A 17323-nucleotide genomic window follows, 5' to 3' on the forward strand; every position below is an offset into this window, starting at 1 on the left:
CCCCCACGGACGCCGCCCTGGCCGCCGACCTCGCGCTGCCGATCGAGGAGCTGGAGCTCACGGTCCGCTCCTACAACTGCCTCAAGCGTGAGGGCATCCACTCCGTGGGTGAGCTCGTCGCCCGCTCCGAGGCCGACCTCCTCGACATCCGCAACTTCGGTGCGAAGTCGATCGACGAGGTCAAGGCGAAGCTGGCCGGCATGGGCCTGGCCCTCAAGGACAGCCCGCCCGGATTCGACCCCACGGCCGCTGCCGACGCCTTCGGCGCCGACGACGACGCGGACGCGGGTTTCGTGGAGACCGAGCAGTACTGATCGGTCGTTGCCGGTGAGCATCCGCTCATCGGGTTCCTGACCCCGGTACCTGACACGGCCGGGGCAGACACACAGGAGAAGAAAAATGCCGAAGCCCACCAAGGGTGCCCGTCTGGGCGGCAGCGCCGCGCACGAGAAGCTGCTCCTCGCGAACCTGGCGAAGAGCCTCTTCGAGCACGGCCGTATCACCACCACCGAGGCGAAGGCCCGCCGCCTGCGCCCGTACGCCGAGCGTCTGGTCACCAAGGCGAAGAAGGGCGACCTTCACAACCGCCGTCAGGTGCTCCAGGTCATCACGGACAAGAGCGTCGTCCACACGCTCTTCACCGAGATCGGCCCGCGGTACGAGAACCGCCCCGGTGGCTACACCCGCATCACCAAGATCGGTAACCGCCGTGGCGACAACGCGCCCATGGCCGTCATCGAGCTGGTCGAGGCGCTGACGGTCGCCCAGCAGGCGACCGGCGAGGCCGAGGCCGCCACCAAGCGTGCGGTCAAGGAGGCCGAGGAGGCCAAGGCTGCCGAGACCACCGAGGCGCCGGCCGAGGAGGCCGCTGCCGAGGAGTCGAAGGACGCCTGAGGCTCTGCCTGACGCGGGAAGCGGGTCCGCCCTTCGGGGCGGGCCCGCTTTCGCGTACCGGAGAGGAGCTGGAGCTTGAGAGGATTTCCCCGTGAGTGACGAAGTACAGCCCGGTTGCGTCCGTGTCCGCCTCGATCTGTCCTACGACGGGACCGACTTCCACGGCTGGGCCAAGCAGGCCGGCGGCAGGCGGACCGTGCAGGGGGAGATCGAGGACGCGCTGCGGACCGTCACCCGGTCCCGGGAGACGTACGAGCTGACCGTCGCCGGACGCACCGACGCCGGGGTGCACGCGCGGGGCCAGGTGGCGCACGTGGACCTGCCCGAGGGGGTCTGGCGGGAGCATCACGAGAAGCTCCTCAAGCGGCTCGCCGGGCGGCTGCCGAAGGACGTGCGGGTGTGGGCGCTCAGGCCGGCCCCGGCGGGCTTCAACGCGCGGTTCTCGGCGGTCTGGCGGCGCTATGCGTACCGGGTGACCGACAACCCCGGGGGTGTGGACCCCCTGCTGCGCGGCCATGTGCTCTGGCACGACTGGCCGCTCGACGTGGACGCCATGAACGAGGCGGCCCGGCAGCTGCTGGGCGAGCACGACTTCGCCGCCTACTGCAAGAAGCGGGAGGGGGCCACGACGATCCGGACCCTGCAGGAGCTGAGCCTCGTGCGCGGGTCCGACGGGATCATCACCGCCACCGTGCGCGCCGACGCCTTCTGCCACAACATGGTGCGTTCGCTGATCGGCGCGCTGCTCTTCGTCGGGGACGGGCACCGCGGACCGCAGTGGCCCGGGAAGGTGCTGGCCGCGGGGGTGCGGGACTCAGCCGTGCACGTCGTACGACCGCACGGGCTGACGCTGGAGGAGGTCGGCTACCCCGCCGACGAGCTGCTGGCCGCACGCAGCAGGGAAGCCCGCAACAAGCGCTCGCTCCCGTCGGCGGGGTGCTGCTGACCTAGCCGTTCGTCGCCGCGGATGCCTGGGCCTGGCCGCGGCGGTAGATCTGGTTGAAGGTGAACTCCTGGAGGTCGTTGCCGGTGTTGAAGACCTTGGAGTCCTTGTTGGTGACGTTCTTGCCGTCGGTGAAGCCGACCGTCGTGAAGTAGGCGTAGCGGCCGACGGAGTTCGCTGTGGTCAGGCAGACCGCGGCGTTGCAGAAGTCCTTGACGCCCTTGCCGGGCAGGGAGCGCACCATGGCGTTCTTGGCGGCCTGGGCCTTGACCTTCGTGGCCTCGGCCTGGGTGTCGAAGAGGGCGACGCCGACGGTGGCCGCGATGCCGTCCTTGGCGTAGGTCACGCGGATCAGCCGGGTGCAGCCGTTGGCGGTGAGGATCTGCGGCAGCTTGCCGCCGGCGGCGGAGGCGCAGCTCGTGGTGTCGGCCGTGGCGCCCTTCTTGTAGACGCTGTTTCCCGTGGTCAGCTGGGTGCCGGGGAAGAGGCTGTCGGCGCTGATCGGGGCCTTGTCCTTCGCGGCGCTGGCTATGAACTCCTTCGGGTCCAGTGGCGGCGGGGCGCTGGTGGGCGCGAAGGACGGGGTGACCGACCCGCTCGCCGAGGCGCTGGCGGGCAGGTTGGTCGGGTTGCCCGAGGCGCTGTTCTTGCCGTTCGCGGACACCACGGCCATGGCCACGGCGGTGCCGACGGCGATCGTGGCCACCGCGCCGCCGCCGATGAACAGCAGCTTGCGGCGCTTGGTGCGGGTCTCGGACGCCTCGGCGAGTGCCGCCCAGTCCGGGGTCCCGTCGTCACCGCTGCTTGCCCAGGGCTGCTGGGAATTCGGTTTCCAGGGATCCCACTGAGACTGGGGTCCCCCCTGCCCGTAACTCATGGGGCGCATCTTAGACGGGCTCCCCGGGCGCGCGGAGCGCGTGCGGCGGCATGCCACGTTTGTCCGCCGGCAGGGTGGGAATCAGGGTCGTTTTGACCCTGCGGGGCCCCGGCAGGTAACCTGCTTCTTCGTTGTGTATTGGCTTGCTCATTCTCACGGGACGGGCCCTTACACCGGTCCGCCGGGCCGATGACCAGCGACCAGCACGCGGTTTGCGTCACCGCAGTGCGGTCAAGGCTGTCGTGATCGTTTCGGTGACCTGTTCAGGACCATTCACTCGAAGCGAAGGCTACGAACCGTGCGTACGTACAGCCCCAAGCCCGGCGATGTGACGCGCCAGTGGCACGTCATCGACGCTCAGGACGTCGTCCTGGGCCGTCTCGCCACCACCGCAGCGACCCTCCTCCGGGGCAAGCACAAGCCGATCTACGCCCCCCACGTCGACGCCGGTGACTTCGTCGTCATCATCAACGCCGACAAGGTGCACCTGTCCGGCAACAAGCGCACCCAGAAGATGGCGTACCGCCACTCCGGCTACCCGGGTGGTCTGCGCTCCGTCCGTTACGACGAGCTCCTCGACAAGAACCCCGAGAAGGCCATCGAGAAGGCCGTCAAGGGCATGCTCCCCAAGAACACGCTGGGCCGTCAGATGCTCTCGAAGCTGAAGGTCTACAAGGGTGACCAGCACCCGCACGGCGCGCAGCAGCCGCAGCCGTACGAGATCACCCAGGTCGCGCAGTAAGTCCGGCCACCCCCTAAGACTGAAGAGAATCTGAGGAGAATCGTGGCCGAGACCACCGTTGAGCAGCCGGTCGAAGAGACTGAGCTCGTCGACATCGACAGCTACACCACCGAGTCCGAGGTTCCGCTGGAGGGTGAGTACACCTCCGAGTCCCTCGCCTCGCGCTTCGGTGAGCCCCAGCCGGCCGCCGGCCTGGGTCGCCGCAAGAACGCCATCGCCCGCGTCCGGATCGTCCCGGGCACCGGCAAGTGGAAGATCAACGGTCGCACCCTTGAGGACTACTTCCCGAACAAGGTGCACCAGCAGGAAGTCAACGAGCCCTTCAAGGTGCTGGAGCTCGAAGGCCGTTACGACGTCATCGCCCGCATCGCGGGTGGCGGTGTCTCCGGTCAGGCCGGTGCGCTCCGTCTCGGTGTCGCCCGTGCGCTGAACGAGGCCGACGTCGACAACAACCGCGGCCCGCTGAAGAAGGCCGGCTTCCTCAAGCGCGACGACCGTGCGGTCGAGCGCAAGAAGGCCGGTCTGAAGAAGGCCCGCAAGGCCCCGCAGTACAGCAAGCGTTAATCGCCAGCTGCCTGCTCGTACGTATACGGGTACGTACTGGCCCGCACGTACTCCGAACGCCCCGGCGGCACGCCACATGTGCTGTCGGGGCGTTCGTTTATCCCAGTCAAGGGCGTATAACGACACAAGACGCTCGAAGGCTTGTGTGATCGGAAGTTTCCTCGGGAGGACAAGTGGGACGACTCTTCGGTACGGACGGCGTGCGCGGTGTCGCCAACGCGGATCTGACCGCCGAGATGGCGCTCGGCCTCTCCGTCGCCGCGGCGCACGTGCTGGCCGAGGCGGGCACCTTCGCGGGCCACCGGCCGAAGGCGGTGGTCGGGCGGGACCCGCGCGCGTCCGGGGAGTTCCTGGAGGCGGCCGTGGTCGCCGGTCTCGCGAGCGCGGGCGTGGACGTGCTGACCGTCGGCGTGCTGCCGACGCCCGCCGTGGCCCACCTGACCGGCGTGCTCGGCGCCGACCTGGGCGTGATGCTCTCCGCCAGCCACAACGCCATGCCGGACAACGGCATCAAGTTCTTCGCCCGCGGCGGCCACAAGCTCGCCGACGAGCTGGAGGACAGGATCGAGGCGGTCTACGAGTCCCACCGGCACGGCGAGCCCTGGGAGCGGCCGACGGGTGCGGGTGTGGGCCGCGTGCGCGCGTACGAGGAGGGCTTCGAGCAGTACGTCGGCCATCTCCTCGCCGTGCTGCCGAACCGGCTCGACGGCCTGAAGATCGTCCTGGACGAAGCGCACGGCGCGGCCTCGGGGGTCTCGCCGGAGGCGTTCTCCCGGGCGGGCGCGGAGATCGTCACGATCGGCGCGCAGCCGGACGGGCTCAACATCAACGACGGCTGCGGCTCGACCCACCTCGACAAGCTGAAGGCCGCCGTCGTGGAGCACGGCGCGGACTTCGGCGTCGCGCACGACGGCGACGCCGACCGCTGCCTGGCCGTGGACCACACCGGCGAGGAGATCGACGGCGACCAGATCCTGTCCGTGCTGGCGCTGGCCCTGCGGGAGCGCTCCGCGCTGCGGGCCGACACCGTGGTCGCGACCGTGATGTCGAACCTCGGCTTCAAGCTGGCGATGGAGCGGGCCGGGATCCGGCTCGTGCAGACCGGCGTCGGCGACCGGTACGTGCTGGAGGAGATGAAGGAGCACGGGTACGCCCTCGGCGGCGAGCAGTCCGGGCACGTGATCATCCTCGACCACGCGACCACCGGTGACGGCACGCTGACCGGGCTGCTGCTCGCCGCGCGGGTCGCGGAGACCGGGCGGTCGCTGCGGGAGCTGGCCTCGGTGATGGAGCGGCTGCCGCAGGTCCTCGTCAACGTGCCCGACGTGGACAAGTCCCGCGTGAAGACGTCCGGTGACCTGGCTGCCGCCGTCGCCGAGGCGGAGCGCGAACTCGGCGAGACCGGGCGGGTGTTGCTCCGTCCGTCGGGCACCGAGCCGCTGGTGCGCGTGATGGTCGAGGCCGCGGACATCGAGCAGGCGCGGTCGGTGGCCGGGCGGTTGGCCGATGCCGTGAAGTCGGCGCTCGGCTAGTCGACGGTTCCGGGTTCGAGGGGGCGGGGCTGTGCGCGATGCGCGGCTCCGCCCCTTCGGCGCGTCTACAGCTTCCGCAGCCTCAGCCGCTGCACCTTGTGGTCAGGGCCCTTGCGGACCACGAGGGTGGCCCGGCCGCGGGTGGGGGCGATGTTCTCGACCAGGTTGGGCTTGTTGATCGTGCGCCACAGGGTGCGGGCGTAGTCGAGGGCCTCCTCCTCGGAGACCTGGGTGTACTTGCGGAAGTACGAGTTGGGGTTCTGGAACGCCGTCTGGCGCAGCTTCCTGAAGCGGTTCAGGTACCAGCGCTCGATGTCCTCGGTGCTCGCGTCGACGTACACGCTGAAGTCGAAGTAGTCCGCGAGGCCGACGCGGGTGCGGCCGTCGCTGCCGGGCAGGGCGGGCTGGAGGACGTTCAGGCCCTCGACGATCAGGATGTCGGGGCGGCGGACCGTCAGCCGCTGGTCGGGGACGATGTCGTAGATCAGGTGGGAGTAGACGGGGGCCGTCACCTCGTCCTTGCCGGCCTTGATGTCGGCGACGAAGCGGGTCAGGGCCCGGCGGTCGTAGGACTCGGGGAAACCTTTCCGCGACATCAGGCCGCGGGCCTCCAGCTCCCGGGTGGGCAGGAGGAAGCCGTCCGTGGTGACCAGCTCGACCCGCGGGTGTTCGGGCCAGCGGGAGAGCAGGGCCTGCAGGAGCCGGGAGACGGTGGACTTGCCGCAGGCCACGGAGCCGGCGACGCCTATGACGAACGGGGTGCCGGACTGGGAGCCCTGCTCGCCGAGGAACGTGTTCAGCGCGCCTCTGAGTCCGTCCGTGGCACCGACGTAGAGGTTGAGGAGCCGGGAGAGCGGGAGGTAGACGTCGCGGACCTCGTCGAGGTCGATGACGTCGCCCAGGCCGCGCAGCTTCTCCACCTCCTCGGCGGTGAGCGGCAGCGGCGTCTTCTCGCGCAGCGCGCTCCACTCGGCGCGGGTGAGGTCGACGTAGGGAGTCGCCTCCGGCTTGTGCCGGTGGGCGCTCCGGATCGAGGAGACCGGTGAGATCACATTCCATTGTTAACGGAGTTTGAACGAGGCGGTGGGTGGGCTCCGTCACGCATACGGTCACCGCATCGCAAAAGGCCCTCCCGAGGCCTTCGTACGACGGTGGGAATTTCCGAATTCGGGCAGGCGGAGGCCTGTTCGGGCCGCTCCGCGGTCGTAGGCTGCGGCGCATGTGCGGAATCGTGGGATACGTAGGGGCGCAGTCGGCGCTCGATGTCGTGATGGCCGGACTGAAGCGGCTGGAGTACCGGGGGTACGACTCGGCGGGCGTCGCCGTGCTCGCGGACGGCGGGCTGGCCGCGGCGAAGAAGGCCGGGAAGCTGGTCAACCTGGAGAAGGAGCTGGTCGAGCGGCCGCTGCCGACCGGCGCGACGGGCATCGGCCACACCCGCTGGGCCACGCACGGCGGACCGACCGACGGCAACGCCCATCCGCACCTCGACAACGCCGGCCGCGTCGCCGTCGTGCACAACGGCATCATCGAGAACTTCGCCGTCCTGCGCGCCGAACTGGCCGAGCGCGGCCATGAGCTGACCTCCGAGACGGACACCGAGGTGGTCGCCCATCTGCTCGCCGAGGAGTTCTCGCAGACCGCCGACCTGGCCGAGGCCATGCGGCTGGTGTGCCGACGGCTGGAGGGCGCGTTCACGCTGGTCGCGGTGCATGCCGACGAGCCGGACGTGGTCGTGGGCGCCCGCCGGAACTCACCGCTCGTCGTCGGCGTCGGCGAGGGCGAGGCGTTCCTGGCCTCCGACGTCGCCGCGTTCATCGCCCACACCCGGTCCGCGGTCGAGCTGGGCCAGGACCAGGTGGTGGAGCTGCGCCGCGACGGCGTCACGGTCACCGGTTTCGACGGCCGCCCGGCCGAGGTCCGCAGCTACCACGTGGACTGGGACGCCTCCGCCGCCGAGAAGGGCGGCTACGACTACTTCATGCTCAAGGAGATCGCCGAGCAGCCGAAGGCGGTCGCCGACACGCTGCTGGGCCGGATCGACCCGTCCGGCTCCCTCACCCTGGACGAGGTGCGCATCGCGCCGTCCGAGCTGCGCGAGATCGACAAGGTCGTCATCGTCGCCTGCGGTACGGCCTTCCACGCGGGCCTGATCGCCAAGTACGCCATCGAGCACTGGACGCGCATCCCGTGCGAGGTGGAGCTGGCCAGCGAGTTCCGCTACCGGGACCCGATCCTGGACAGCCGTTCCCTGGTCATCGCCATCTCCCAGTCCGGCGAGACCATGGACACCCTCATGGCGCTGCGGCACGCCCGTGAGCAGGGCTCCAAGGTGCTGGCCATCTGCAACACCAACGGCTCGACCATCCCGCGCGAGTCGGACGCGGTGCTGTACACGCACGCCGGCCCCGAGGTCGCCGTCGCCTCCACCAAGTGCTTCCTGACCCAGCTGGTGGCCTGCTACCTGGTCGCGCTGTACCTGGGCCAGGTGCGCGGCACCAAGTGGGGCGACGAGATCCAGGCCGTGATCAAGGACCTCTCCCGGATCTCCGAGGAGGTCGAGCGGGTCCTGGAGACCATGGAGCCGGTACGGGCCCTGGCCCGGACGCTGGCGGAGAAGGACACGGTGCTGTTCCTGGGCCGGCACGTCGGATACCCGGTGGCCCTCGAAGGCGCGCTGAAGCTCAAGGAGCTGGCCTACATGCACGCCGAGGGCTTCGCGGCGGGCGAGCTGAAGCACGGTCCGATCGCGCTGATCGAGGAGGACGTGCCGGTGGTCGTGGTCGTCCCGTCCCCGCGCGGCCGCTCGGTCCTGCACGACAAGATCGTCTCCAACATCCAGGAGATCCGGGCCCGGGGCGCCCGCACGATCGTGATCGCCGAGGAGGGCGACGAGGCGGTCGTGCCGTACGCCGACCACCTGATCCGCATCCCGGCCACGCCGACCCTGCTCCAGCCGCTGGTCGCGACCGTGCCGCTGCAGGTCTTCGCCTGCGAGCTGGCCACCGCGCGGGGCAACGAGGTGGACCAGCCGCGGAACCTGGCGAAGTCGGTCACGGTCGAGTAGGCCCGCTCAGTGGACGGACAGCCCGCCGTCCACGAAGAGCGACTGGCCGGTGACGTAGGCGGAGGCGCGGCTCGCGAGAAAGACGGCCGCGCCTTCGAAGTCCTCGGCCAGGCCGTTGCGGCCGATCATCGTGCGCGCGGCCAGGGCGGCCGACTTCTCGGGGTCGGCGGCGAGCCGCTCGTTCAGCGGCGTCATCACGAAGCCCGGCACCAGCGTGTTCACCGTGACGCCGTACGGCGACCAGGCCTCGGCCTGCGAGCGGGCCAGCGACTCCAGCCCGCCCTTGGAGACGCCGTAGGCACCGCTCTGCACGAAGGCGCGGTGGGCCTGCTGCGAGGTGACGTGGACGATCCGGCCGAAGCCGCGCTCCGCCATGCCGGGGCCGAAGCGCTGCCCCAGCAGGAAGGGCGCCTCCAGGTTCACGGCCATGGTGGTGTCCCACACGTCCTCGCCCAGCTCGCCCAGGGGCGGCCTGAGGTTGATCCCGGCGGAGTTGACGAGGATGTCCGGCTCCCCGAAGACCTCCGCCGCCTCCTCGGCCACGGCCCGCACCCCGGCGCGCGTGGCCAAGTCGCCCGCGACCCAGGCCGCCTGGGCCCCTGCCGACCTCAACTCATCGACGGTGCCGATGAGTTGGTCCTTGCCCCGGGCCACGACCACCACCCGGGCGCCGGCCCGCGCCAGCGCCCCGGCGATGGCCCGGCCGATGCCGGAACTGCCCCCGGTCACCAGGGCGGTGCGGTCGTCCAGCGCGAACAGGTCGGAGAGATAGGCGTGGGACGTCATGGTGCGCAGCGTAGACGGCACCGGGCGATCGTAGGCTGCCCGGCATGAGCATCATCGGAGTGGGGATCGACGTCGCCGAGATCGACCGGTTCCGGGCGTCGCTGGAGCGCACGCCCCAGATGGCCGACCGGCTGTTCGTGGCGACGGAGCTGCTGCTGCCCAGCGGGGAGCGGCGCGGGATCGCCTCGCTCGCGGCCCGGTTCGCGGCCAAGGAGGCGCTGGCCAAGGCCCTGGGCGCGCCCCCCGGGCTGCAGTGGACCGACGCCGAGGTGTACGTCGAGGACACCGGGCAGCCCCGGCTGCGGGTGCGCGGGACGGTGGCGGCCAGGGCGGCGGAGCTGGGCGTCACGTCCTGGCACGTCTCGCTCAGCCATGACGCCGGTGTCGCCTCGGCGGTGGTGATCGCCGAGGGCTGAGCGGCCGCGGGTCCCGCGACGCCGGCCGGGACACGGTCGGGCCGGGGCGGCTGGTTCCCGGTGGGTGTTCTGCGGGCGGTCGGTCAGGGGCGGGGCGGTCCCGAGGTCGGTTCCGGGCGCGGTCGGTCCGGGGAGGGAGCGCCGGGGGCCGTCCAGGTGTCGTCGTGCCGTCGGTTCGGAGGCGGGGGCCGGGGTCCGGGGCCGGGGTGGGTGTGACGGGTGGGGGGTGCGGGGCAGACTCGGTGCCATGCGTACTGCGTACAGCGTGGAGACGGTAAGGGCGGCCGAACGGGCCCTCATGGCACGGCTGCCGGAGGGCGCGCTGATGCAGCGGGCCGCCGCGGGACTGGCCGCGGCCTGCGCGGAACTGCTCGGGCGGGTGTACGGCAGCCGGGTGGTGCTGCTCGTGGGCAGCGGGGACAACGGCGGGGACGCCCTGTACGCGGGGGCCCGGCTGGCCCGGCGCGGAGCCGGCGTCACGGCCGTACTGCTCTCGCCCGAGCGGGCGCACGCCGGGGGACTGGCCGCGCTGCGGCGGGCGGGCGGCGCGGTGGCGGCCGACTCCGCCGCCACGGCCGAGGAGTTGGTCGAGCGGGCCGACCTGGTCGTGGACGGGATCGTCGGGATCGGCGGGGAGGGCGGGCTGCGGCCCGGGGCGGCGGCCCTCGCCGAGGCGGCCGAGCTGTCCCGGGCCGCCGTGGTGGCCGTGGACCTGCCCAGCGGGGTCGAGGCGGGCACCGGGGAGGTGCTCGGGGCCGCCGTACGGGCCGATCTGACCGTCACCTTCGGCACGTACAAGCCCGGCCTGCTGGTCGACCCGGCACGGGAGTACGCCGGAGTCGTACGGCTCGTCGACATCGGCCTCGAACTGCCCGGCGAGGGCGAGCTGGAGGCCCTGCAGCACGCCGACGTGGCGCGGCTGCTGCCGGTGCCGGGGGCGGAGAGCGACAAGTACCGGCGGGGCGTCGTCGGGATCGCGGCCGGGTCCGCGCGCTATCCGGGGGCGGCCGTGCTCGCCGTGTCCGGGGCGCTGCGGGGCGGGGCCGGGGCCGTACGGTACGTCGGTCCCGCCGGGGACGCGGTCATCGCGCGCTTCCCGGAGACGCTGGTCTCCGACCGGGGTCCGGCGAAGGCGGGCCGCGTGCAGGCCTGGGTGACCGGGCCCGGCGCCGGGGAGGACGCGGCGACCGTCGCCGAGGTGCTCGGCACCGACGTGCCGGTGCTGCTCGACGCGGACGGGCTGCGGCTGGCCGATCGGGACACGGTGCGGGGGCGTACGGCGCCGACGCTGATGACCCCTCATGCCGGGGAGGCGGCCGCGCTGCTGGGGGTGCGGCGCGAGGAGGTCGAGGGGCGCCGGCTGGCGGCCGCGCGGGAGCTGGCGGCGGTGTACCGGGCGACCGTGCTGCTGAAGGGGTCCACCACGCTGGTCGCCGACGCCGGGGGCGGCGCGGTGCGGGTGAACCCCACGGGCACGTCCTGGCTGGCCACGGCGGGCAGCGGCGATGTGCTGTCGGGGCTCGCCGGGTCGTTGCTGGCGGCCGGGCTCCGGGCGCTGGACGCGGGGAGCACGGCCGCGTATCTGCACGGGCTCGCCGGGCGGTTCGCGGCACAGGGGGCGCCGGCGGGGGCGCACGAGGTCTCCGAGCAGATCCCGGAGGCGTGGCGGGACGTGCGGTACTGAGCCGCCCCGCGACGGCCGGGTCGCGGATGACGTGCCGCGGACGGGGCCCTCAACCGCTCGGGTGACCCCTCCGCGCGGCATCGCCGATCCGATGGGGCCGCACGTTTGGCTGATCGCATGATCAGCAGACGAATCGCGTCCCGGGCTGTCGCGGTGCTGCTCGCCATCGTGACGGCGCTGCCGGCCGGCACCCTCGCCGCGGGCGCCGCGCCCGCCCGGGTGGCCCGGCCGGCGCCTCCCGCCCCCCGCACCGAACCCGAACCCGATCTCGTCCCCGGTGTGGCCCCGGTCGGCCAGCCCGCACAGATCGACACGCCCGACCAGGTGCTGGCGCCGGACGTGTACGTGCCGACGCCCCGCGAGGACCGCATCGAGCCCGGGCAGGCGGCGGCCGGGGCGTACGACCTCATCGAGTACGTGCCGCTCTCCGACGCCGTCGCCCGGGTGTCGTGCAGCAAGCAGACCGGGCCGTACCAGCGGCAGGTGGAGCGCTGGCTGGGGCTGAGGGTGGACGGCAAGCAGTCCGCCGCCGACTGCAGGGCCGTCCGCGCCTTCCAGCTGAAGTACGAGATCAAGCCCGCGAGCGGCTTCGCCGGGCCCGTCACCTGGGCGACCATGATGCTCGTCTCGGCACGGAAGGATCCGAACGCGGACCGCAAGTGCCCCGTCCGGTCGTACACCGTCGCCTGTGTCGACCTGGACCGGCAGCTCACCTGGGTGCAGCGGGGCTCCAGGGTGGTGTTCGGGCCGGTGCCGATGCGCAGCGGACGCGCGGGGCACGTCACCCGCAAGGGCTGGCACACGGTCTACTGGCGGCACAAGAACCACGTGTCGACCCTCTACCACCAGCCCATGCCCTACGCCCAGTTCTTCGACGGCGGCGAGGCCTTCCACGCCGTCTACGGCACCCTCTACACCACCGTCGGCTCCTGGGGCTGCGTCAATCTGAGGCTCGGCGACGCGAAGACACTGTGGGGTGTGCTGAAGAAGGGCGACCACGTCTACGTGTGGGGGCGCAGGCCCGGCACCTGAGGAGCCGAGACTGCGACCGGGGCCCGCGAGGTCCTCTGAGACACTGGGGGCGCCATGAGTGAGACAGCAGCTGAGCCGACCGCCCCCCTGCGCGCCCGCGCCGAGATCGATCTGGGTGCCCTGCGTGCCAATGTGCGGACCCTGCGCGCCCGGGCGAAGGGCGCCGCCGTGATGGCCGTCGTCAAGTCCGACGGGTACGGCCACGGGGCGCTGCCGTGCGCCCGCGCGGCCCTCGCGGCGGGCGCGACCTGGCTCGGCACGGCCACGCCCGAGGAGGCCCTCGCGCTGCGCGCGGCCGGGCTGCCCGGCCGGATCCTGTGCTGGCTGTGGGTGCCCGGCGGGCCCTGGCGGCAGGCGGTCGAGGCCGGCATCGACGTGTCCCTGAGCGGGATGTGGGCGCTGCGCGAGGCCGTGCTGGCGGCCCGCGAGGCCGGCCGGCCCGCGCGGGTGCAGCTCAAGGCGGACACCGGGCTCGGCCGCAACGGCTGCCCGCCCGGGGCCGACTGGGCCGAGCTGGTCGGCGCGGCCCTCGCCGCCGAGGCCGAGGGACTGGTGCGGGTCACCGGACTGTGGTCGCACTTCGCCTGCGCGGACGAGCCCGGGCATCCGTCCATCGCCGCCCAGCTCGACCGCTTCCGGGAGATGGTGGCGTACGCCGAGGAGCAGGGTGTGCGCCCCGAGGTGCGGCACATCGCCAACTCGCCCGCCGCACTGACCCTTCCCGAGACCCACTTCGACCTGGTCCGCACGGGCATCGCCATGTACGGCATCTCGCCGAGCCCCGAACTGGGCACGCCGGCCGACTTCGGACTGCGCCCGGTGATGACGCTCAGCGCCTCGCTGGCCCTGGTCAAGCACGTCCCCGGCGGACACGGCGTCAGCTACGGCCACCACTACGTCACACCCGGCGAGACGACCCTCGGCCTGGTCCCGGTCGGCTACGCGGACGGCATCCCGCGGCACGCCTCCGGCGCCGGTCCGGTGCTGGTCGACGGCAAGTGGCGCACGATCGCCGGGCGGGTCGCCATGGACCAGTTCGTGGTGGACCTCGGCGGCGACGAGCCCGCGGTCGGCAGCGAGGCCGTGCTGTTCGGGCCCGGCGACCGCGGCGAGCCCACCGCCGAGGACTGGGCGCAGGCCTGCGGCACGATCGCGTACGAGATCGTGACGCGCATCGGAACCCGCGTTCCCCGCGTCTATGTGAACGCGGACATGTGAACGACTCCCCGGGAACGGGGAAGACTCCGGTAGTCCGTCGGGCGGAACGCGACCCGTATCACGTGTAACACCGGTCATACCTGTTACGGCGGCGACAACGGCACCATCGATCGCACCCAGCGAAATCGCATCCGGCGAAGAGGAGCGGTAGTGAGCGAGAGCAGCGCGGAGGCCGTGGCGGGCGTCATCGCCTCGGCGGCCGCCGCCTCCGCGGGAGCGGCCGGCGGCTGGCGCCGGGCGACCGGCATCGCCGGTGCCGCGATAGGCGTCCTCGCGGCGGGCGCGGCGGCCGGCGTGGCGGTCGAGCGGATGACGGTCGGCCGCGGCATGCGCCGCAAGGCCCGGCTGGCCCTGGACTCCGCAGGCCCCTACGGCACCCTGCGCGGCACCCCGGGCAAGGCGATCGCCGACGACGGCACCGAGCTGTACTACGAGGTCGAGGAGATAGAGCCGGACACCGGCCCGCACGTCTCGCCGCGCCGGCGAAGGCTCTTCGGCCGCAAGGCGCCCGCTCCCGTCACCGTCGTCTTCAGCCACGGCTACTGCCTCAACCAGGACTCCTGGCACTTCCAGCGGGCGGCCCTGCGCGGGGTCGTGCGCACCGTGCACTGGGACCAGCGCAGCCACGGCCGCTCCGGCCGGGGGGTGGCCCAGACCCGGGACCGGGTGCCGGTCACCATCGACCAGCTCGGCCGCGATCTGAAGGCCGTGCTCGACGCCGCCGTGCCGGAGGGGCCGATCGTGCTGGTCGGGCACTCGATGGGCGGGATGACGACGATGGCCCTCGCCGCCCAGTACCCGGAGCTGATCCGGGACCGGGTCGTCGCCACCGCCTTCGTCGGCACGTCGTCCGGACGGCTCGGCGAGGTGAACTTCGGGCTGCCGATCGCCGGTGTCAACGCGGTGCGCCGCATCCTGCCGGGCGTGCTGAAGGCGCTCGGGCAGCAGGCGGAGCTGGTGGAGAAGGGCCGCCGGGCCACCGCCGAGCTGTTCGCCGGGATCATCAAGCGGTACTCGTTCGCCGGGCGGGACGTCGATCCGGCCGTCGAGCGGTTCGCCGAGCGGATGATCGAGTCGACGCCGATCGACGTGGTCGCCGAGTTCTACCCGGCCTTCACCGACCACGACAAGACCGAGGCCCTCGCCTCCTTCCAGGACATGCCCGTGCTGGTGCTGGCCGGAGTGCAGGACCTGGTCACGCCCAGCGAGCACAGCGAGGTCATCGCCGACCTGCTGCCCGAGTGCGAGCTGGTGCTCGTGCCGGACGCCGGGCACCTGGTGATGCTGGAGCACCCGGAAGCGGTCACCGACCGTCTCGCCGATCTGCTCACCCGCGCCGGTGCCGTGCCGGCAGGGGCTACGGTTAGTGGCTATGGAACGACCGGCAGCACCAGCAGCACCGCAGGGCCCCGTTGAGACGCGGCTGACGATCACCTCGCCCGAGCAGATGCGGGAGCTGGGCCGCCGGCTGGCCAAACTGCTGCGCGCGGGCGACCTGGTGATGCTCAGCGGGGAGCTGGGCGCGGGCAAGACCACGCTGACCCGCGGGCTCGGCGAAGGCCTGGGCGTGCGCGGCGCGGTCACCTCGCCGACCTTCGTGATCGCCCGCGTCCACCCCTCTCTCGGCGACGGCCCGCCCCTGGTCCACGTCGACGCCTACCGGCTCGGCGGCGGCCTGGACGAGATGGAGGACCTGGACCTCGACGTCTCGCTGCCCGACTCGGTGATCGTCGTGGAGTGGGGCGAGGGCAAGGTCGAGGAGCTGACCGAGGACCGGCTCCAGGTCCTCGTCCACCGCGCCGTCGGTGACACCGACGACGAGGTACGGCACGTGACCGTGACCGGACTGGGGGAGCGCTGGGCGGAGGCCGGCCTGGAGACGCTGGCCGCCTGAACCTCCGCCTGGGGAACATCAGGATTCCGACAGGCCGTCGGCAAGATATTGCGCAGGACGTCCCGGGCGTGGTCATATGGTAGCCAGCCCGAAGTTAGGCGTACCTAACTTCACCCGCCCCCGCACCTCAGGAGGCGTCCATGACCGCGACCAGCCCCACCCGGGTCTCGATGCACGAACTGCTGGCGTCGTGCGCGGCGGCGGACGCGATCTCCAGACCGCCGGAGCGCCCCGAAGGGGCGCGGGGAACTGCGCGACCAGCCGCCACGGCGCCGCAGCCGCCCGACGACCTCCCCCGATCCCCCGCGGAGCGCACCGCGGGGCGCAGCGCCGCCTAGCGGATCACGACGACCGGCACCCCGATCGTCGCGAACTTCCACATCTCCTCGCCGTCCACCCGGTTCTCCCGGACCCCTCCGGTCCGCACACCGGGCCCGGCCGGAGGCTGCGTGCCCACCGCCGCGCTGAAGCCGATCGCCAGCCCGTCGACGCTGGTGAACCGCACGACGTGCTCGACCGGCGTGCCGTCGGTGCCGATGACCGCGCTGGAGCGGGAGGTGATCCAGTACGAGCCGGGCGGCGGATCGACGGTGCCGGGGCTCACCGTGAAGGTGCGCTCCACCCGGTCCGTGCGGCCGACCAGCCAGACCCGGTCGTCGTCCAGCGAGTACACGACCCGTTCACCCCTGCCGGAGCCGCTCGGCAGGGCCGTCGGGTGCCGGGGGTCCCGGGGCGCCTTGCCGGCGCGGGCCGCGGGCGAGGCCGTCGCCCCGGGGCGGCCGGCCGGGCCCACCGGTCCGGCAGTGTGGGCCTGGTGGGCGAGGAAACCGACGGCGCCGACGGCCAGCGCGGTGAGGCCGACCACGATCCCCGAGCTGGTCCCTGCCACGTGCCCCACCTCTGCCTCGTTCTGCCCTCATGCGATATGTCGTACTTCGTACAGACCGTAGCAGTCAGTGACCGTTCGACCGGGACGGCGATGCCCGAGCCGTCGGCGCCGTAGGCTGTTCGCGTGCTCTTGCTCGCTCTGGATACCGCAACACCCGCCGTCACCGTCGCGCTGCACGACGGCACGGACGTCGTCGCCTCGTCGAGCCAGGTGGACGCGCGCCGGCACGGAGAGCTGCTGCTGCCTGCCGTGGACCGTGTGCTCGCCGAGGCCGGACTGGGACTGGACGCCGTCACCGGCATCGTCGTCGGCGTCGGGCCCGGCCCCTACACCGGGCTGCGCGTCGGTCTGATGACCGCCGACACCTTCGGCCTCGCGCTCGGCGTCCCGGTGCACGGCGTGTGCACGCTGGACGGCCTCGCCTATGCCGCCGACATCGAGAAGGGCCCCTTCGTCGTGGCGACCGACGCCCGGCGCAAGGAGGTCTACTGGGCCACGTACGCCGACTCGCGCACCCGGCTCACCGGCCCGGCCGTGGACCGGCCGGCCGACATCGCCGAGCGGGTCGCGGGGCTGCCCGCGGTCGGCGCGGGCGCGCTGCTCTACCCGGACACGTTCCCGCACGCCCTCGAACCCGAGCACGTCTCCGCCGCGGCGCTCGCCGCGCTGGCCGCCGAGAGGCTCGCCGCGGGCGAGGAACTGCCCGCCCCCCGGCCGCTGTACCTGCGCCGCCCGGACGCGCAGGTGCCCAAGAACTACAAGGTGGTCACCCCGAAGTGACCGAC

Annotated in this window: 19 protein-coding genes; 15 read left to right on the forward strand and 4 right to left on the reverse strand. The window is 72.3% G+C overall.

The features are described 5' to 3' along the window. The 3 genes from ACFC8N_RS28835 to truA all read left to right on the forward strand — a co-directional run. The coding region (locus ACFC8N_RS28835) for a DNA-directed RNA polymerase subunit alpha C-terminal domain-containing protein (RefSeq protein WP_308812713.1) at positions 1–314 on the forward strand (314 nt) is incomplete at its 5' end. An 85-nt stretch (positions 315–399) separates the two neighbouring features. Next, a complete protein-coding gene (gene rplQ, locus ACFC8N_RS28840) occupies positions 400–894 on the forward strand; it encodes a 50S ribosomal protein L17 (RefSeq protein WP_356033541.1) in 495 nt (164 codons plus the stop codon). Positions 895–985: 91 nt separating this feature from the next. Next, positions 986–1840 (forward strand): tRNA pseudouridine(38-40) synthase TruA, encoded by an 855-nt coding sequence (truA, locus tag ACFC8N_RS28845; protein ID WP_356033539.1) that lies wholly within the window; start codon positions 986–988, stop codon positions 1838–1840. 1 nt (position 1841) lies between these two features. Here the strand turns inward: truA and ACFC8N_RS28850 are convergent, their stop codons facing one another. Further along, positions 1842–2714, reverse strand: coding sequence for a hypothetical protein (locus ACFC8N_RS28850; RefSeq protein ID WP_356033536.1), 873 nt, complete (start codon positions 2712–2714; stop codon positions 1842–1844). A gap of 298 nt (positions 2715–3012) precedes the next feature. Here ACFC8N_RS28850 and rplM point away from each other — a divergent pair, with 298 nt between their 5' ends. From rplM to glmM, 3 genes are all read left to right on the forward strand, one after another. Beyond that, positions 3013–3456: a 50S ribosomal protein L13 gene (gene rplM / locus ACFC8N_RS28855; RefSeq protein WP_356033533.1), complete on the forward strand. Its 444-nt coding sequence runs from the start codon at positions 3013–3015 to the stop codon at positions 3454–3456. Positions 3457–3498: 42 nt separating this feature from the next. Beyond that, on the forward strand, positions 3499–4020 hold the full coding sequence (gene rpsI / locus ACFC8N_RS28860) for a 30S ribosomal protein S9 (protein WP_356033531.1): 522 nt from the start codon (positions 3499–3501) through the stop codon (positions 4018–4020). Positions 4021–4193: 173 nt separating this feature from the next. Further along, positions 4194–5552, forward strand: coding sequence for a phosphoglucosamine mutase (gene glmM, locus ACFC8N_RS28865; RefSeq protein ID WP_356033528.1), 1359 nt, complete (start codon positions 4194–4196; stop codon positions 5550–5552). Positions 5553–5617: 65 nt separating this feature from the next. Here the strand turns inward: glmM and coaA are convergent, their stop codons facing one another. Then, positions 5618–6604 (reverse strand): type I pantothenate kinase, encoded by a 987-nt coding sequence (gene coaA, locus ACFC8N_RS28870; protein WP_376291018.1) that lies wholly within the window; start codon positions 6602–6604, stop codon positions 5618–5620. A 167-nt stretch (positions 6605–6771) separates the two neighbouring features. Here coaA and glmS point away from each other — a divergent pair, with 167 nt between their 5' ends. Then, positions 6772–8619, forward strand: coding sequence for a glutamine--fructose-6-phosphate transaminase (isomerizing) (gene glmS, locus ACFC8N_RS28875; protein WP_356033523.1), 1848 nt, complete (start codon positions 6772–6774; stop codon positions 8617–8619). A gap of 6 nt (positions 8620–8625) precedes the next feature. Here glmS and ACFC8N_RS28880 read toward each other — a convergent pair whose 3' ends face one another. After that, positions 8626–9405, reverse strand: coding sequence for an SDR family oxidoreductase (locus ACFC8N_RS28880; protein WP_362818132.1), 780 nt, complete (start codon positions 9403–9405; stop codon positions 8626–8628). Between the two features lie 44 nt (positions 9406–9449). On the opposite strand from ACFC8N_RS28880, the gene ACFC8N_RS28885 reads away from it, so the two are divergent. The 7 genes from ACFC8N_RS28885 to ACFC8N_RS28915 all read left to right on the forward strand — a co-directional run bounded on the left by ACFC8N_RS28885 (position 9450) and on the right by ACFC8N_RS28915 (position 15987). Further along, a complete protein-coding gene (locus ACFC8N_RS28885) occupies positions 9450–9821 on the forward strand; it encodes a holo-ACP synthase (protein ID WP_071381104.1) in 372 nt (123 codons plus the stop codon). 247 nt (positions 9822–10068) lie between these two features. Then, a complete protein-coding gene (locus ACFC8N_RS28890; protein ID WP_356033518.1) occupies positions 10069–11505 on the forward strand; it encodes an NAD(P)H-hydrate dehydratase in 1437 nt (478 codons plus the stop codon). Between the two features lie 117 nt (positions 11506–11622). After that, entirely contained in the window at positions 11623–12537 is a 915-nt protein-coding gene (locus ACFC8N_RS28895; protein WP_356033516.1) for a L,D-transpeptidase family protein, read from the forward strand. Positions 12538–12591: 54 nt separating this feature from the next. Beyond that, positions 12592–13755, forward strand: coding sequence for an alanine racemase (gene alr / locus ACFC8N_RS28900; RefSeq protein WP_376291020.1), 1164 nt, complete (start codon positions 12592–12594; stop codon positions 13753–13755). A 150-nt stretch (positions 13756–13905) separates the two neighbouring features. Beyond that, entirely contained in the window at positions 13906–15171 is a 1266-nt protein-coding gene (locus ACFC8N_RS28905) for an alpha/beta hydrolase (RefSeq protein ID WP_356033511.1), read from the forward strand. Beyond that, positions 15128–15649, forward strand: coding sequence for a tRNA (adenosine(37)-N6)-threonylcarbamoyltransferase complex ATPase subunit type 1 TsaE (gene tsaE, locus ACFC8N_RS28910; RefSeq protein ID WP_356033509.1), 522 nt, complete (start codon positions 15128–15130; stop codon positions 15647–15649). Before ACFC8N_RS28905 ends, tsaE begins: the two co-directional genes overlap by 44 nt. Positions 15650–15789: 140 nt before the next feature. Next, positions 15790–15987, forward strand: a complete 198-nt coding sequence (locus ACFC8N_RS28915) for a hypothetical protein (protein WP_376291023.1) — start codon at positions 15790–15792, stop codon at positions 15985–15987. Here the strand turns inward: ACFC8N_RS28915 and ACFC8N_RS28920 are convergent. Beyond that, a complete protein-coding gene (locus ACFC8N_RS28920; protein WP_362818143.1) occupies positions 15984–16538 on the reverse strand; it encodes a hypothetical protein in 555 nt (184 codons plus the stop codon). The two genes, ACFC8N_RS28915 and ACFC8N_RS28920, sit on opposite strands and share 4 nt — an antisense overlap. A 123-nt stretch (positions 16539–16661) precedes the next feature. On the opposite strand from ACFC8N_RS28920, the gene tsaB reads away from it, so the two are divergent. Next, a complete protein-coding gene (gene tsaB, locus ACFC8N_RS28925; protein WP_356033503.1) occupies positions 16662–17318 on the forward strand; it encodes a tRNA (adenosine(37)-N6)-threonylcarbamoyltransferase complex dimerization subunit type 1 TsaB in 657 nt (218 codons plus the stop codon). Positions 17319–17323 lie beyond the last annotated feature (5 nt).

It is taken from the genome of Streptomyces sp. NPDC055966 (assembly GCF_042269865.1).
Taxonomy (GTDB): Bacteria; Actinomycetota; Actinomycetes; order Streptomycetales; family Streptomycetaceae; genus Streptomyces.

Excerpts from the sequence above, each read along its gene's own strand:
- tsaE (WP_356033509.1), top strand. The coding sequence starts at position 15,128 with ATGGAACGACCGGCAGCACCAGCAGCACCGCAGGGCCCCGTTGAGACG.
- ACFC8N_RS28890 (WP_356033518.1), top strand. The coding sequence starts at position 10,069 with ATGCGTACTGCGTACAGCGTGGAGACGGTAAGGGCGGCCGAACGGGCC.
- rplQ (WP_356033541.1), top strand. The coding sequence starts at position 400 with ATGCCGAAGCCCACCAAGGGTGCCCGTCTGGGCGGCAGCGCCGCGCAC.
- ACFC8N_RS28895 (WP_356033516.1), top strand. The coding sequence starts at position 11,623 with ATGATCAGCAGACGAATCGCGTCCCGGGCTGTCGCGGTGCTGCTCGCC.
- ACFC8N_RS28850 (WP_356033536.1), bottom strand. The coding sequence starts at position 2,714 with ATGAGTTACGGGCAGGGGGGACCCCAGTCTCAGTGGGATCCCTGGAAA.
- glmS (WP_356033523.1), top strand. The coding sequence starts at position 6,772 with ATGTGCGGAATCGTGGGATACGTAGGGGCGCAGTCGGCGCTCGATGTC.
- ACFC8N_RS28880 (WP_362818132.1), bottom strand. The coding sequence starts at position 9,405 with ATGACGTCCCACGCCTATCTCTCCGACCTGTTCGCGCTGGACGACCGC.
- ACFC8N_RS28915 (WP_376291023.1), top strand. The coding sequence starts at position 15,790 with ATGACCGCGACCAGCCCCACCCGGGTCTCGATGCACGAACTGCTGGCG.
- ACFC8N_RS28885 (WP_071381104.1), top strand. The coding sequence starts at position 9,450 with ATGAGCATCATCGGAGTGGGGATCGACGTCGCCGAGATCGACCGGTTC.
- alr (WP_376291020.1), top strand. The coding sequence starts at position 12,592 with ATGAGTGAGACAGCAGCTGAGCCGACCGCCCCCCTGCGCGCCCGCGCC.